This is a genomic window from Janthinobacterium saanense (assembly GCF_014200675.1).
Classification (GTDB): Bacteria; Pseudomonadota; Gammaproteobacteria; order Burkholderiales; family Burkholderiaceae_D; genus Janthinobacterium.
In genome coordinates, this window is sequence record NZ_JACHCI010000004.1 from 280,695 (window position 1) to 294,574 (window position 13,880).

Sequence of the window (13,880 nt, forward strand, 5' to 3'; positions counted from 1 at the left end):
CAGTTTGCGGTTCCCTTTTTGACATCTCGCTTGGCAAGGAGAGATACACCTTGCTGCTTATTCGAACAGGACAGATGACCGCCGTGCCTTTTAACCTTGTTTTGCCGCCATGTTTGCGCCCGCTGGCCCTGTGCCTGGCGGCGTCTGTGCTGCTGGCCGTGCCGGTGACGGCGCAGTCTGCCGAGACTGCGCGCAGTTTCCAGGTCGCCGCCGCGCCGCTGGGCCAGGCGCTGCGCCAGTTCGCGGGGCAGGCGGGAATACTGTTGTCGGCAGAAGGGCGTTTGACGCAAGGCAAGACCAGCAGCGGCTTGCGCGCCAGCGTCTCGATCAGCGCCGGTTTGCAGCAACTGCTGGCTGGAACCGGCTTGATCGCCGTGCAACTGGCCGATGGCAGTTATATCGTGCGCCTGGCGCCCACAGTCGCGACCGTGGAAGGCCAGTGGCAAACCCTGGCCCCCGTGCTGGTGGCGGGCGTGGCCGACGATGGCTATCGCCGCGCAAGTTCCAGTACGGCCACCCGCAGCGAGCTGGCTTTGCACAACACGCCGCAAGCGGTCAGCATCGTCACCGGCCAGCTGATACGCGACCAGGCCATGGCCAGCATGGCCGACGCCATGCGCTATATGCCGGGCGTGGGCACGGCGGCCGGTGAAGGCAACCGCGACACGGCCATCTTTCGCGGCAATAGCAGCACCTCCGACTTTTATATCGATGGCATGCGCGACGACGTGCAGTACTACCGCGACTTTTACAACGTCGACAGCGTCGAAGCCGTCAAGGGACCGAACGCCATGATCTTTGGCCGGGGCGGGGCGGGCGGCGTCATCAACCGCGTGACCAGACAACCTTTATGGACCGATGCAGCGTCCGCCACCGTCAGCCTGGGCGCCTGGCAGGCACGCCGCGCGACGGTGGATGTACAAAACACAGTCGGCGAGAATGCGGCCGTGCGGCTCAATGCCATGCTGGAAGACTCTGCCTCGTTTCGTCAGGGCGTGCAGCTGCGCCGGGCTGGTATCAATCCTACCTTCGCCTGGAAAGCCGGGCCGGCCACCCGCGTGGCGATCGGCTACGAACATTTTCGCGATGACCGGACGACGGACCGGGGCGTGCCTTCGTACCGGGGCCGGCCCTTCGCCACCGCCGCGTCTACTTTTTTTGGCAACGCGGGCGCCAGCCCGTCCTGGGTACGCATCGACGCGTTCAGCGCCCTGGTCGAACACGATCTGGGTAGCGGCGCAACCGTGCGCAACCGCACGCGCTACGCCGATTACGACAAGTTTTACCAGAATGCCTTTCCCTCGGCCGTCAGCGCCGATGGGAGTAGCGTGACGGTGCTGGCCTACAACAGCGCTACCCTGCGGCGCAATTTGTTCAACCAGACGGATTTGACTTGGGCAGTGCAGGGCGCCGGCCTGCGCCACCAGCTGGGCGCGGGCCTGGAACTGGGGCGCCAGCGCACGGATAATCTGCGCAACACCGGTTATTTTGCGAGTTTGGGAGATAGCGTCACCCGCATCAGCCTGCCCACGTCGCGCCCGGTCACCGACTTGCCGATCACGTTTCGTCCCAGCGCCACCGATGCGAACAACCATGGCGTGGCGGACACGGCTGCCGTCTACCTGCAAGACCAGATCATTTTCTCGCCGCACTGGCAAGCCATCGTGGGCCTGCGCCACGAACGTTTCAGCGTGGATTTTTTGAATCGCCGCACGGGCGAGCGTCTCAAACGCAGCGATCAACCTTGGTCGCCGCGCGCCGCGCTGGTCTACAAGCCGATCGAGGCCGTGTCGCTATACGCCAGTCTCAGCCAGGCTTTCCTGCCGCGCGCCGGTGAACAGCTCGCTTCGCTCACGCCCGACAACCAGGCATTCGAGCCCGAGCGTTTCCGCAACGTGGAACTGGGCGCGAAATGGGAAGCGACACCTGCCTTGTCTGCCAGTGCTGCCCTGTATCAGCTGGAACGCAGCAATGTCGCCGTGATCGACCCGGCCGATAGCCAGCGCTCGCTGCTGGTCGATGGCCAGCGCAGCCGGGGCATGGAGCTGGAATTGAACGGCAAGTTGACGCCGTCCTGGCAGATCGCCGGTGGCTATGCCTGGCAGCAAGCGGTGTTGACGGCCACCCAGTCGGCGGGCGCCAGCGTGGCCCATGTGCCGCGTCACAGCCTGTCGCTGTGGAACCGCTACGACTTCACGCCAGAATGGGGCGCGGCGCTGGGATTGATCTTGCGCAGTCCCGTGTTTGCGGCCGTGTCGAACACGGTCAGCCTGCCCGGTTACGGCCGGCTCGATGGCGCCCTGTATTACCGCCCCAGCCCGCGCTTTGCGCTGCAGCTGAATCTGGACAACCTGCTCAACCAACAGTATTACGCCTCGGCACATAGCAACGACAACATTGCTCCCGGCACGCCGCGTTTTTTGCGCGTATCGGCCGGGTGGCATTTTTAATTTTTTGACCTCAACTTAGCCAGCCAGCCGCTCCTCTCGACTAGGAGCAGCAAGCCAGCCGATTGCCTCCATCCAAACGACTGAAAGAGAAGAGATGAAACAGAAGAACAGTGCGCCGGCCGGCGCCATCCAGAGCCGCAAACATACGCCATCGTCCGCACCGCGCCTGCATGGCGGCACGGCCCTGGCCGCTTTTGCCACCCTGGCCATGCCGTTGGCGCTGCACGCGCAAACGGCCGACAAGGCGCCGCAATTGCCTGAAGTCAAGGTCACGGCCACCACCAGCACCGAACGTCTGGTGCAAGCGCCCGTGCGCTCGGCCAATGACAAGCTGACCGCGCCCTTGCTCGATACGCCGAAATCGGTGACGGTGATTCCTGCGGAAATCATTGCGCAAACGGGCGCGGTGTCGCTGACCGATGCGCTGCGCACCGTGCCAGGCATCACCATCGGCGCCGGCGAAGGCGGCAATCCTGTGGGCGACAATCTGTTTATCCGTGGCTACAACGCGCAAACCGATACCTATATCGACGGCATCCGCGACACCGGTTCGCAATCGCGTGAAATCTTTGATCTGGAACAGATCGAAGTGATCAAGGGCCCGAACTCGGCCTACGGTGGACGTTCCTCGGCGGGCGGCGGCATCAATCTGATCAGCAAAAGCCCGAAAGCGGAAGATTTCACCAACGCCACGGTGGGCCTGGGCAATGCCAAGTACCGCCGCGCCACGGCTGACGTGAACCGTGTCATCAGCGACGACGTGGCCGTGCGCCTGAACCTGATGTTTCACGACGCCCACGTGGCGGGCCGCGACTTCATCCATGGCGACCGCTGGGGCATCGCGCCGTCGATCACCTTTGGCCTGAAGTCGGCCACGCAGGCCACGCTCAGCTACTACCACATGCAATCGAGCGAATTGCCCGATACGGGCTTGCCGTTCAATAACCCATTCTCGTCCGGCGCCAACGTGGCCAAGAATGGCAATGGCACGCCGGTCGATGTGCCGCGCAGCACTTTTTATGGCCTGGTGAACCGCGATTTCCGCGACACCAAGACCGATATCGGCACCATCGATGTGCGCCACGACTTCGGCAATAACTTGGTCTTGCGCAATGTGACGCGCTACGGCAAGTCGGGCAACGATTACGTCTGGACCCAGCCCGACGATTCCAAAGGCAACACCATGTTGTACGGCACCGTCTGGCGCCGCGCCAACACGCGCGTGACGGACACCTCGGCCGTGGCCAATGCGACCAGCCTGGGCGGCGAATTCCTGGCCGGTGGTCTGAAAAACACCTACACGCTGGGGCTGGAACTGAGCCGCGAAGAAACCAACCGCAGCTCGTACATCTTTACGCCAGGCACGAATAATCCGCTGACCAAGACTTTTACCTGTCCGACCTCGGGCGCCACCACCCTGTACAACTGCGCGCCCTTGCTCAACCCGAACGCCAACGACCCGTGGGTCTACACGCGCACGGTGTCGCCGGCGCGCACCACGGTAGTCACCAACACGCGTTCCGTGTACGGCTTCGATACCATCGAATTCACGCCGCAATGGCTGTTGAACGTGGGCGTGCGCTGGGATGACTACAAGAGTTCCTTGAACGTGCCGCAATACACGCTGAATAACACCACCACCGCCGCCAGCAGCCTGAATGTGCATTCCACCTTCGCCAGCTACCAGGCGGGACTGGTCTACAAGCCATCAAGCAATAGCAGCGTGTATATTTCCTATGGCACATCGTCCACGCCACCGGGCAATGACGGCGGCGATGGCCTCGATGGCTTGTCGGGCGCCGTGCAAAACTTGCAGCCACAAGACAGCAAGAGTTTTGAGCTGGGCACGAAATGGGAAGTCTTGCCGGGCGGCCGCTTGTCGCTCAGTGGTGCGTACTTCCAGAGCGACATGAACAATGCCAGGGTCACGGCGCCGGATGGCACCACGCAAAACGTGGGCAGCAAGCAAGTCAAAGGTGTCGAACTGGGTATCAGCGGCAACTTTACCAAGGAATGGTCCGTCTTCGGCGGCTATACGCATTTGAACGCTGTGGTGGAAAACAATGGCTTTGTCAGCACCGGCGTGGTCAATGGCGTGACGCAATATGGTCCATCGCCGTACAACGGCAACCAGTTCCCGACCACCCCGAAAAACAGCGCTTCCTTGTGGACGGCTTACACGGTGACGCCAGCGATCACCATCGGCGGCGGCATCAACTATGTCGACAAGGTCTACGCTTCGGTCGCCAATAACAAGTTCGCGCCGGCCTACACGCGTTTCGACGCCATGGCCAGCTATGTGCTCAGCCGCAATGTCACCCTGCAGCTGAATATCCAGAACCTGACGGACAAGCTGTACTTTGACAAGGTTTCCTCGCCGCATTACGCCGGCGTGGCGCCAGGCCGCACGGCAACCTTGACGGCCAACATGAAGTTTTAATCATGTAGCCTGACAACACCGCCCCTTCAAAAAGGGCGGTGTTTTTTATGGGCGGTTCCCTTTTTGTCTTTTCGATTGGCAAGGTAGATAAGAGAAACATGCGCCGAACGGCATAGGGAGAATGACATGCACATGGCCATACCGAATACCGTAGTCCAGGGCGAAGTCCGCATCGTTGAACGCTTGCGCGCCGTGCAGCTGCGGCCCACCAGCGCCCGCATCGGCATTTTACAATTATTGACTGGCGGTGGGCAGGCCAGCCTGAACGCAGAAGATGTTTACCAGCAGCTGCAAGATAGCGGCATTGCCGTCAGCCTGGGCACGATCTACCGCGTACTGAGGGAACTGGAGGCGGTGGGTTTGCTGTTGCGTGAGCGGGAAGATAGTGCGAGCGGCAACAAGGCGCGTTACTGGATCAAGCCCGAGCATGCGGAAGAGGGCAGTTGCTATTTTGTTTGCCGCGTCTGCGAGCGCAAGGTGCTGGTGCAGGACGAGGCGCTGATGCAACAGTTGCGCCAGGTGGCGCAGGTCCATGGCATGCAGGCGGGCGGCAACCTGGTGTCCATGCAAATGCGCTGCAGCCATTGCAGTGATGTGGCGTCGGGAATCCGCCGGACCGACAGGCTGGCTCGCAGCGTAGTTTAGGCGCTACAATAGGGGACACTCTTTACTTGTTACCAAGCCGACATGACCACTTCCACACCGAATATCGTTGTTACCCCGTCCGCTCATCCCTTGTCCGACGCCCAGCGCGCCGAGCGCATGACCAGCCCGGCTTTCGGCCGCATATTTACCGACCACATGGTGGTGATACCTTACCGCGACGGCAAGTGGCAGCAAGGCGAACTGAAGGCCTACGGCCCGCTGAGCCTGGACCCATCGGCTTCCTCGCTGCACTACGGCCAGGCCATCTTTGAAGGCTACAAGGCCTTTGCCCAGCCTGATGGCAGCATCAAGACTTTCCGTCCAGAACAAAATGCCGAGCGTTTCAACCGCAGCGCCGCGCGCCTGGCCATGCCGGCGATTCCCGTGGAACTGTTCCTGGAAGCAGGCGACGCGCTGATTTCGCAAGACCGCAACTGGGTACCGAAAAACACCGGCGAGAGCCTGTACATGCGTCCGCTGATGATCGCTACCGACCCTTACCTGGGCGTGCGTCCATCGGATGAATACCTGTTCGTGCTGTTTGCTTCGCCAGCGGGCGCGTATTTCCCGAAAGGCGTGAAGCCGGTTACCGTGTGGATCAGCGAAGATTTCGTGCGCGCCGCACCTGGCGGCACCGGTGAAGCCAAGTGCGCGGGCAACTATGCGGCCAGCCTGATGGCGCAAGCGCAAGCGCAGGAAAAAGGCTGCGACCAGGTGGTATGGCTCGATGCCGTGCACCGCGAATTCATCGAAGAAATGGGCGGCATGAACTTGTTCTTCGTCTACAAGGATGGCGACAAGATCACCGTGGCCACGCCGGAACTGACGGGCACCTTGTTGCCAGGCATCACCCGCCGTAGCTTGCTGGAAATGGCGCGTGAACTCGGTTATGCAACGCAAGAACTGAAATTGTCGGTCCAGCAATGGCGCGACGATATCGCTTCGGGCCGCATGATCGAAGTGTTTGCCTGCGGCACGGCTGCCGTGATCACGCCGGTGGGTCTGGCCAAGGCCAATGGTTTTGAAATGACCATCAACAACAACGAAAACGGCGCCGTTACCCTGGCGCTGCGCGAAGCTTTGCTGGGTCTGCAACACGGCACGGCCGAAGACAAGCACGGCTGGATGCACAAGGTTTGCTGAAGTGAAATGATGTGAGCCACCGCGCCGGCACTGTCTTGCCGGCGTTTTTACTTTGAGAGAGGAAAACCCATGCGCCTGCTCCTGTCCCTGCTGTCCGCTGCTGTAGTGAGCTTACCTTTGCTGAGTTTGCCCGCCACCGCCTTTGCCGCCGCGCCCGATGCTGCCGTGCAAGGCGCCACCTGCAGCGTGCCGCGCAATGTCAGTTATTACGATTACGACGTAAAACCGTCGGACGAGAAAAACACTTGCTACAAGAAAAGCACGAATGTGCCCACCGATTCCTTTGTGCTGGCGCTGTCCTGGTCGCCCGGCTTTTGCGACAGCCAGCGCCGGCGTGGCGAAATCTCGAAAAAGGCTGCCTTTCAGTGTTCGGAAAGCAATCATTTCGGCTGGATTGTGCATGGCTTGTGGGCCCAGTCCGATAATCCCGCTAGTTGCGAAGATATTTCCGTGACGCCGCCACGCAAGACGGATCTGCATCCGCGCTATTGCAAGGGCGATTTGCCAAAATTGTCGCCAGCGGAAATTCTGCCCTATATGTGCATGCAACCGGGCGAAGCCTTGCTGCAAGGCGAATGGGAAAAGCATGGCGCTTGCGATTTCGATACGGCCAAGGAATATTTTGAAAAAGAGCGCGAGCTGTACCAGGCCTTGAAATTGCCGGCCACCAGCCTGCCCAAGAATCAGTTGTTCCAGTGGATGAAACAGCATAATCCGCAACTGAAAGGCCGCTGGCTCGGTTATGAAAAGCACTCGGGCGAATTGCGCATCTGCTACTCGAAAGACTACAAGGTCATCGACTGCAAGCAGTAATGTTATGAATACGCCTATTTGTTGATATTTAGTCTTGTTGATCAGGTAATTGGCCATGCATTATTTGGTTGCCTGCTCGGCAGGCCAGTGCTATCCGTGATACTCTAGCGCCTGCAGTAAAACAATAAGATGCTCACCGTCAACGGCGGCTTTTTGGCGATGCGGCATGGTCTTTCGTATCGGATAGAAGAATGTTCAAGCAGCAAACGCAGCCCATCCTGGTAGGGGAAGAGGGCTTGCCGCCCAATGCACGCATCTGGGCCATGTTCGCACTGGCCCTCGGCGTCGGTATGGCCTCGCTCGATACCGCCATCGCCAATACCGCCTTGCCGGCTATCGCCAGCGAGCTGCACACCACGCCAGCGGCCTCCGTCTGGATCGTCAATGTCTATCAGCTGGCCATGGTCGCCACCTTGCTGCCGCTGTCGGCGCTCGGTGAAATCGTCGGCTATCGCCGCGTGTCGATTGCCGGCCTGTGCCTGTTTACCATCGCCTCACTCGCTTGCGCCATGGCCTGGTCCTTGCCCTCGCTGGTGGTTGCGCGATTTTTCCAGGGCGTAGGCGCCAGCGCCGTGATGGGCGTCAATACGGCGCTATTGCGCGCCATCTATCCCAAGCATTTGCTGGGCCGGGCATTCGGCAATAATTCCCTGGTGGTGGCGGTAGCGTTCGCCGTCGGCCCCACGGCGGCCTCGCTGATCCTGGCCACGTCTTCCTGGCCATGGCTGTTCGCCATCAATGTGCCGCTGGGCGTGATCGGCTTTTTCCTGGCGCGCCGTTTCTTGCCAGCTACCAAGTTGTCCGGACATACCCTGGATACCCGCACGGCGCTGTACAACGTGGGTGCGTTTGGCTTGCTGATTTTGCTGTTTGGCGACGCCGCCCATCATGAAGCGCTTTCCACCTTGCTGCCGGAAGTGGTGGCGGTGGTGATTTTCTTTGTCTTGCTGCTGCGCCGCCAGGCCGGGCATCAGGCACCGATGTTTCCTATCGACCTGTTTCGCCGCCCGCTGTTTTTACTGTCATCCCTGACAGCGATCTGTACCTTTGCCGCGCAAGGCCTGGCGTTTGTGTCGCTGCCGTTTTATTTTGAAGTCACCCTGGGCCGCTCGCCGGTCGAGACGGGCTTTTTGATGACGCCGTGGGCGTTGCTGGTGGCCGTCATGGCGCCGGTTGCCGGCCGCCTCAGTGACCGTTATTCGCCGGGCGTGCTGGGCGGCATCGGCCTGGCGGCCCTCGCTTCCGGTTTGCTGACCTTGATCTGGATACCGGCGCACCCGAGCGCGTTCGATATCGGCTGGCGCATGGCGCTGTGCGGCGTCGGCTTCGGTTTCTTCCAGGCGCCTAACCTGAAAGCCATCATGGGCAGCGCGCCGCCGGAACGCAGCGGCGGCGCCAGCGGCGTGGTCGCCACCTCGCGCCTGATCGGCCAGGCCAGCGGCGCGGCGCTGGTAGCGTATTGCTTCACGGTTTCCGCCACCCGTGGCACGACGTATGCGCTGTGCCTGGCGGCCGGTTTTGCCGCCATGGCCAGCATCGCCAGTTTTTCACGCCTGGTGGTAACGCAGGCTAGCGGGCTCAATGGCAAGCACGGCTGATTTGTAGCGTGCTTCAGACGTCGATGGCCTTGTCCGACTGCATGCGTTTGCGCAGTTCGAATTTCTGAATCTTGCCAGTCGAGGTGCGGGGCAGGGGGCCGAAATAAATCGCTTTCGGCACCTTGAAGCTGGCCAGATTGGTCTTGCAAAAGGCGATCAGTTCGGCTTCCGTGACGGTGGCGTCTTCGCGTAGTTCCACGAAGGCGCACGGCGTTTCACCCCATTTTTCGTCGGGCTGGGCGATCACGGCGGCGGCCAGCACTTGCGGGTGGTGGTAGAGCGCGTCTTCCACTTCCACGCTTGAAATGTTTTCGCCGCCCGAGATGATGATGTCCTTGCTGCGGTCTTTCAGTTTCAGATAGCCGTCCGGATACATCACGCCCAGGTCGCCCGTGTGGAACCAGCCGCCGGCAAACGCTTCCTGCGTCGCCTTTTCATTCTTCAGATAACCTTTCATGCAGATATTGCCACGGAACATGATCTCGCCGATCTGCTCGCCGTTGGCCGCCACCGGCTGCATGGTGTCCGGGTCCAGTACGGCGACGGCGCTTTGCAAATGGTAGCGCACGCCCTGGCGCGATTTCAGCACGGCCCGTTCTTCCTGCGACAGCGCGGCCCACTCATCTTGCTCGGCGCAGATGGCGGCCGGGCCATACACTTCCGTCAAGCCATAGGAATGGATCAGATCAAAACCCATGGCGTCGATCTTGGCCAGCATGGCGGCCGGTGGCGGGGCGCCCGCGACCATGCCGCGCACGGTCCAGGTGATGCCTGCGCGCCAGTTGGCGGGCGCGTTGGCCAGTGCCGCATGCACGATGGGCGCCGCGCAATAATGGGTGATGTGCAGCTCGCGCATCAGGTCGAACACCAGTTTCGGTTCGAACTTGCGCAGGCACACGTTCACGCCGGCGCGCGCGGCTATGCTCCACGGAAAGCACCAGCCGTTGCAGTGGAACATGGGCAAGGTCCACAGGTAGACGGCGTGCTTGGGCATATCCCATTCCAGCAGATTCGACAGCGCGTTCAGGGCCGCGCCCCGGTGGTGATATACCACGCCTTTCGGGTCGCCGGTGGTGCCCGAGGTGTAGTTGAGGGCAATCGCATCCCATTCATCGGCAGGCGGCTGCCAGGCGTAGTCCGGGTCGCCGCTGGCCAGCAGGCTTTCGTAGTCGATTTCGGCAAAGGCATCGACTTGCGGCCCCAGCAGATCATTGACCTGGATCACGCGCAAGCCGGGAATCTGCGCCGCCATCTGGCGCGCCAGCTCCGCAAATTCAGTATCGGCCAGCAAGACTTTCGCCTCGCCATGGCGCAGCATGAATACCAGCGAGGCCAGGTCCAGGCGGATATTCAAGGCATTGAGCACGGCGCCCGCCATCGGCACGCCAAAGCTGGCCTCCACCATGGCTGGCGTGTTCGGCAGCATGGCGGCCACCACATCGCCTTTGCCCAGACCCAGCTTGATCAGGCTTGAGGCCAGGCGGCGCGTGCGTTCATAGGTGACGGCCCAGTTCTGGCGCAACTCGCCATGGGCAATCGCCAGGCGCTTGCCATATACTTCGGCTGCCCTGGCAATATAGTCGAGCGGGGTGAGGGCGGCGTAATTGGCGCTGTTTTTGCCCAGGCCGGTATTGAAATCGGTGCTCATGGTTGTCTCCTGAAGATGCGTGGCGCCCTGTCGGGTGATGTTTTTAAGTTAGCATAGCATCGGTGGTGATATTTCACTGTCATCCTGGTGACAACTGAGTGCAACAATGCAAGGATGGAATGAACCTTAGGGATTTACCCCGCGACCTGCCCTGCGATATTGGTATGGCATTGCTGGAACACGCTTGGTTCCTGGCGCTGGATCCTGCGCACCAGGCCCTGCTGCGTGCAGGCGCCAGCGTGTGCGCTTACGAAGCAGGCGCCTGCATTGCCCCGCGCGGCGAACCCAGCCTGCACTGGTTTGGCGTGCATACCGGCTTGATCAAGCTGGCCGTGTATGACGCCGAGGGCCGTGGCGCTACTTTTTCAGGCGTGCCGGCCGGCGGCTGGTTCGGCGAAGGCAGCGTCATCAAGCGCGAATTGCGCCGCTACGACGTGGTGGCCGTGCGCGCGTCCAGCCTGATCCTCGTACCCGTCGAGCTGTTCCACCGTTTGCTGGCTGAAAGCCTGTCTTTCAATGCTTTCGTGATACGCCAGCTCAACGAGCGCATGGGGCAATTCATCGCCACCATCCAGAACCAGCGCCTGCTGGCCGTCGATGCGCAAGTGGCGCAGGCGATCGCGCAGTTATTCCACCCGATGCTATATCCGCGCACCTCGCACGTGCTTGCGCTGTCGCAGGAAGAAATCGGCATGCTGAGCGGCATTTCGCGCCAGCGCGTCAACCTGGCGCTGGGCCGCCTGGCCGAATTGAATTTGATCAGCATTGCCTATCAGGCCATCCGCGTGGTGGACCTGGACGGCTTGCGCCGGTATGGCGTGGCGTCGCTGTGATGACAGACTGCCCACGCCAGCCATGGCATGCTGATGCCTGGCGCTTTTCATACTGACCACGATGGCCCTCGTTTCCGATCATCCTCTGTATCTGCTGGGTCTGCGTTTTCCCTTGAAGCTGCGCGTGAGCGTGCGCCAGGGCTACGTGACCTTGCACAATGAAATCGCCACCAAAAAACTGGGCAGTGGCGACAGTTTTGTCGTGCCGGCCTTTTTGCGTTTTGCCTGCGACGTGATGCCGGGCCGGGGCAAGCCGGCCGTGTTCACCCTGGCGCTGGAGCACGACGACACGGAGGCGGCGGGCGGCGGCAAGCGCTGGAGCCGCGCGCTGGCGCAGCACATCTTTCATTCGCCGCAAGGCCAGTGGACGGCAGCCCGCCTGGCGGCGCTATGGCAAGTGACGCCGCACAAGGCGCGGGCGCGGCTGTTTGCCGAAGGCGAAGCCTTGCTGAGCCTGGTGCGCGAGCAGCGTCTGGCGCATGCCTTGCATACTGCCGCGCAAGCCGATGGCGATGATGAACGGGGCCTGGCCGAAGTGGCGGCCGGTTCCGGTTTTGCTTCGGTGCCCGCTTTTTGCGATGCCTGTGTCGATGTGGCGGGCGTGCGCCCGGCCCTGTTCCTGCGCGGGCAGGGCGGCGCCGGGCCGGAGTCCGCGTTATAATCGGGCCATGGGATATTTCATGACACACACAGCGGCGCGCAAGCGCTGGCAATGGTGGTTCGCCTGCCTGGCGATACTGCTCAATGTGCTGTCGCCGTCACTATCGTATGCCGTTGCTGCGCAGCACGCGAATATGAACGCAGCCGCCATCGAAATCTGCTCGGCCAGCGGCGTCGTCTACACGCAGGCGGACCTGGCGCCCAAGAGCAAATCCACCACGGATTCCGTGCTGCACCATATCCAGCATTGCCCATTCTGCATGAGTCATGCGGGCAGTTTTGGCTTGCCGCCGCCCTCATCATCGCCGTTGGCCCTGATCACGGGGCACGACCAGTATCCGCCGCTGTTCTACCAGGCGCCCCAGCCCCAGTTTGTCTGGATGGGCGCCCAGCCGCGCGGACCGCCACAGCTTTCCTGAGCATACTGTTTCCTCTGCCGCTACGGTGGCTTCCTTACGTGTTTTACTACGCCCATTGGGCCTGCATACCATGAAACGTCGTCTTTTCCTTCTCGCCGGTACGGCGGGATTGCTGACGCTCGCCGCCTGCGAGCAAGAACCTAAACCCCATTACAACGGCCTCGACCTGACCGGTGGCGATTACAAGCCCGACTTCAAGCTCAGCGGCCCGGACGGCCGCGTCTACACCCTGGCCGACTTCAAGGGCAAGTACGTGATGGTCTTCTTTGGCTTTACGCAATGCCCGGACGTGTGCCCGACGGCCTTGTCGCGCGCCGTGGAAATTCGCCAGAAGCTGGGCGCCGACGGCGACAAACTGCAAGTCATCTTCATCAGCATCGACCCTGAGCGCGACACGCCGGCCTTGCTCGGTGAATACATGCGCGCCTTCGACCCCAGCTTCCTGGGTTTACGCACGGACCCGCAAAACACGGCCCAGACCGCATTTAATTACAAGGTGTTTTACCGCCGCGTGCCTAGCGGCAGTTCCTACACCATGGATCACACGGCCATCAGCTATGTGCTCGACCCGGAGGGCCGCATGCGTTTGGGCCTGAAGCACACACTGACGGGCGACGAGTGCGTGCAGGACATCAAGACCCTGATGAAATCGAAATACACTTTATAAACACACTCAAAGGATTGATCATGACCCATCTGAAAACCCTGCTGGCAACCGCCCTGACCGTATTGTCCTTTTCCGCCATCGCGCAAAACACCGTGAAAGTGACGGACGCCTGGGTACGCGCCACCGTGCCGCAGCAAAAGGCCACGGGCGCCTTCATGCAAATTACCGCGCCGAAAAACATGCGCTTGCTGGAAGTGCGTTCCACTGTCGCTGGCGTGGCGGAAATCCATGAAATGAGCACCGTCGACAATATGATGCGCATGCGCCAGGTCAAGGAAGTGCCGCTGCCGGCCGGCAAGGCGGTGGAATTGCAACCTGGCGGCTACCACGTGATGCTGCTGCAATTGAAAAACCAGGTCAAGGTAGGCGACAAGATCCCGCTGACCCTGGTGGTGGAAGGCGAGGACAAGCACCGTGAAACCATCGAAGTGACGGCCGTGGCCCGTCCGCTGGGTGGCGCGGCGATGTCGCACTGATCGAAGGCTGATGCTTGTCTAAAAGTGATTGTGGGCTGATGGCAGGATACTGCTGCCAGCCCGCTGCACGTTTTCTGCAGTTAATCTA

12 protein-coding genes are annotated in these 13,880 nt (G+C 61.2%); 11 read left to right on the forward strand and 1 reads right to left on the reverse strand.

What is annotated here, in order from left to right; translation table 11 throughout:
- Positions 1 to 83 precede the first annotated feature (83 nt).
- From HDE72_RS08450 to HDE72_RS08475, 6 genes are all read left to right on the forward strand, one after another.
- Complete coding sequence (locus tag HDE72_RS08450; RefSeq protein ID WP_183738860.1) at positions 84 to 2,450, forward strand: TonB-dependent siderophore receptor; 2,367 nt, start codon at positions 84 to 86, stop codon at positions 2,448 to 2,450.
- Between the two features lie 94 nt (positions 2,451 to 2,544).
- Positions 2,545 to 4,890: a TonB-dependent receptor gene (locus HDE72_RS08455; RefSeq protein ID WP_183738863.1), complete on the forward strand. Its 2,346-nt coding sequence runs from the start codon at positions 2,545 to 2,547 to the stop codon at positions 4,888 to 4,890.
- Between the two features lie 126 nt (positions 4,891 to 5,016).
- Complete coding sequence (locus tag HDE72_RS08460) at positions 5,017 to 5,535, forward strand: Fur family transcriptional regulator (RefSeq protein WP_183738866.1); 519 nt, start codon at positions 5,017 to 5,019, stop codon at positions 5,533 to 5,535.
- A gap of 42 nt (positions 5,536 to 5,577) precedes the next feature.
- Positions 5,578 to 6,678, forward strand: a complete 1,101-nt coding sequence (locus HDE72_RS08465) for a branched-chain amino acid aminotransferase (protein WP_183738868.1) — start codon at positions 5,578 to 5,580, stop codon at positions 6,676 to 6,678.
- Between the two features lie 69 nt (positions 6,679 to 6,747).
- Positions 6,748 to 7,491, forward strand: a complete 744-nt coding sequence (locus HDE72_RS08470) for a ribonuclease T2 family protein (protein WP_183738871.1) — start codon at positions 6,748 to 6,750, stop codon at positions 7,489 to 7,491.
- A gap of 191 nt (positions 7,492 to 7,682) precedes the next feature.
- Positions 7,683 to 9,089, forward strand: coding sequence for an MFS transporter (locus HDE72_RS08475; protein ID WP_183738874.1), 1,407 nt, complete (start codon positions 7,683 to 7,685; stop codon positions 9,087 to 9,089).
- Between the two features lie 13 nt (positions 9,090 to 9,102).
- On the opposite strand, the gene HDE72_RS08480 is transcribed toward HDE72_RS08475, so the two are convergent.
- Complete coding sequence (locus tag HDE72_RS08480; protein ID WP_183738877.1) at positions 9,103 to 10,737, reverse strand: acyl-CoA synthetase; 1,635 nt, start codon at positions 10,735 to 10,737, stop codon at positions 9,103 to 9,105.
- A gap of 164 nt (positions 10,738 to 10,901) precedes the next feature.
- Between HDE72_RS08480 and HDE72_RS08485 the strand changes: the two genes are divergently transcribed.
- The 5 genes from HDE72_RS08485 to HDE72_RS08505 all read left to right on the forward strand — a co-directional run bounded on the left by HDE72_RS08485 (position 10,902) and on the right by HDE72_RS08505 (position 13,792).
- Entirely contained in the window at positions 10,902 to 11,570 is a 669-nt protein-coding gene (locus tag HDE72_RS08485) for a Crp/Fnr family transcriptional regulator (protein WP_183739275.1), read from the forward strand.
- Between the two features lie 61 nt (positions 11,571 to 11,631).
- Entirely contained in the window at positions 11,632 to 12,231 is a 600-nt protein-coding gene (locus HDE72_RS08490; RefSeq protein WP_183738879.1) for an AraC family transcriptional regulator, read from the forward strand.
- A 19-nt stretch (positions 12,232 to 12,250) separates the two neighbouring features.
- On the forward strand, positions 12,251 to 12,649 hold the full coding sequence (locus HDE72_RS08495; protein ID WP_183738882.1) for a DUF2946 domain-containing protein: 399 nt from the start codon (positions 12,251 to 12,253) through the stop codon (positions 12,647 to 12,649).
- A gap of 70 nt (positions 12,650 to 12,719) precedes the next feature.
- On the forward strand, positions 12,720 to 13,316 hold the full coding sequence (locus tag HDE72_RS08500) for an SCO family protein (RefSeq protein WP_260176572.1): 597 nt from the start codon (positions 12,720 to 12,722) through the stop codon (positions 13,314 to 13,316).
- Positions 13,317 to 13,336: 20 nt separating this feature from the next.
- Positions 13,337 to 13,792 (forward strand): copper chaperone PCu(A)C, encoded by a 456-nt coding sequence (locus HDE72_RS08505; RefSeq protein WP_183738885.1) that lies wholly within the window; start codon positions 13,337 to 13,339, stop codon positions 13,790 to 13,792.
- Positions 13,793 to 13,880 lie beyond the last annotated feature (88 nt).

Coding starts and splice junctions, on each gene's coding strand:
- HDE72_RS08455 (WP_183738863.1), top strand. CDS start 2,545: ATGAAACAGAAGAACAGTGCGCCGGCCGGCGCCATCCAGAGCCGCAAA.
- HDE72_RS08460 (WP_183738866.1), top strand. CDS start 5,017: ATGCACATGGCCATACCGAATACCGTAGTCCAGGGCGAAGTCCGCATC.
- HDE72_RS08465 (WP_183738868.1), top strand. CDS start 5,578: ATGACCACTTCCACACCGAATATCGTTGTTACCCCGTCCGCTCATCCC.
- HDE72_RS08470 (WP_183738871.1), top strand. CDS start 6,748: ATGCGCCTGCTCCTGTCCCTGCTGTCCGCTGCTGTAGTGAGCTTACCT.
- HDE72_RS08475 (WP_183738874.1), top strand. CDS start 7,683: ATGTTCAAGCAGCAAACGCAGCCCATCCTGGTAGGGGAAGAGGGCTTG.
- HDE72_RS08480 (WP_183738877.1), bottom strand. CDS start 10,737: ATGAGCACCGATTTCAATACCGGCCTGGGCAAAAACAGCGCCAATTAC.
- HDE72_RS08485 (WP_183739275.1), top strand. CDS start 10,902: ATGGCATTGCTGGAACACGCTTGGTTCCTGGCGCTGGATCCTGCGCAC.
- HDE72_RS08490 (WP_183738879.1), top strand. CDS start 11,632: ATGGCCCTCGTTTCCGATCATCCTCTGTATCTGCTGGGTCTGCGTTTT.
- HDE72_RS08495 (WP_183738882.1), top strand. CDS start 12,251: ATGACACACACAGCGGCGCGCAAGCGCTGGCAATGGTGGTTCGCCTGC.
- HDE72_RS08500 (WP_260176572.1), top strand. CDS start 12,720: ATGAAACGTCGTCTTTTCCTTCTCGCCGGTACGGCGGGATTGCTGACG.
- HDE72_RS08505 (WP_183738885.1), top strand. CDS start 13,337: ATGACCCATCTGAAAACCCTGCTGGCAACCGCCCTGACCGTATTGTCC.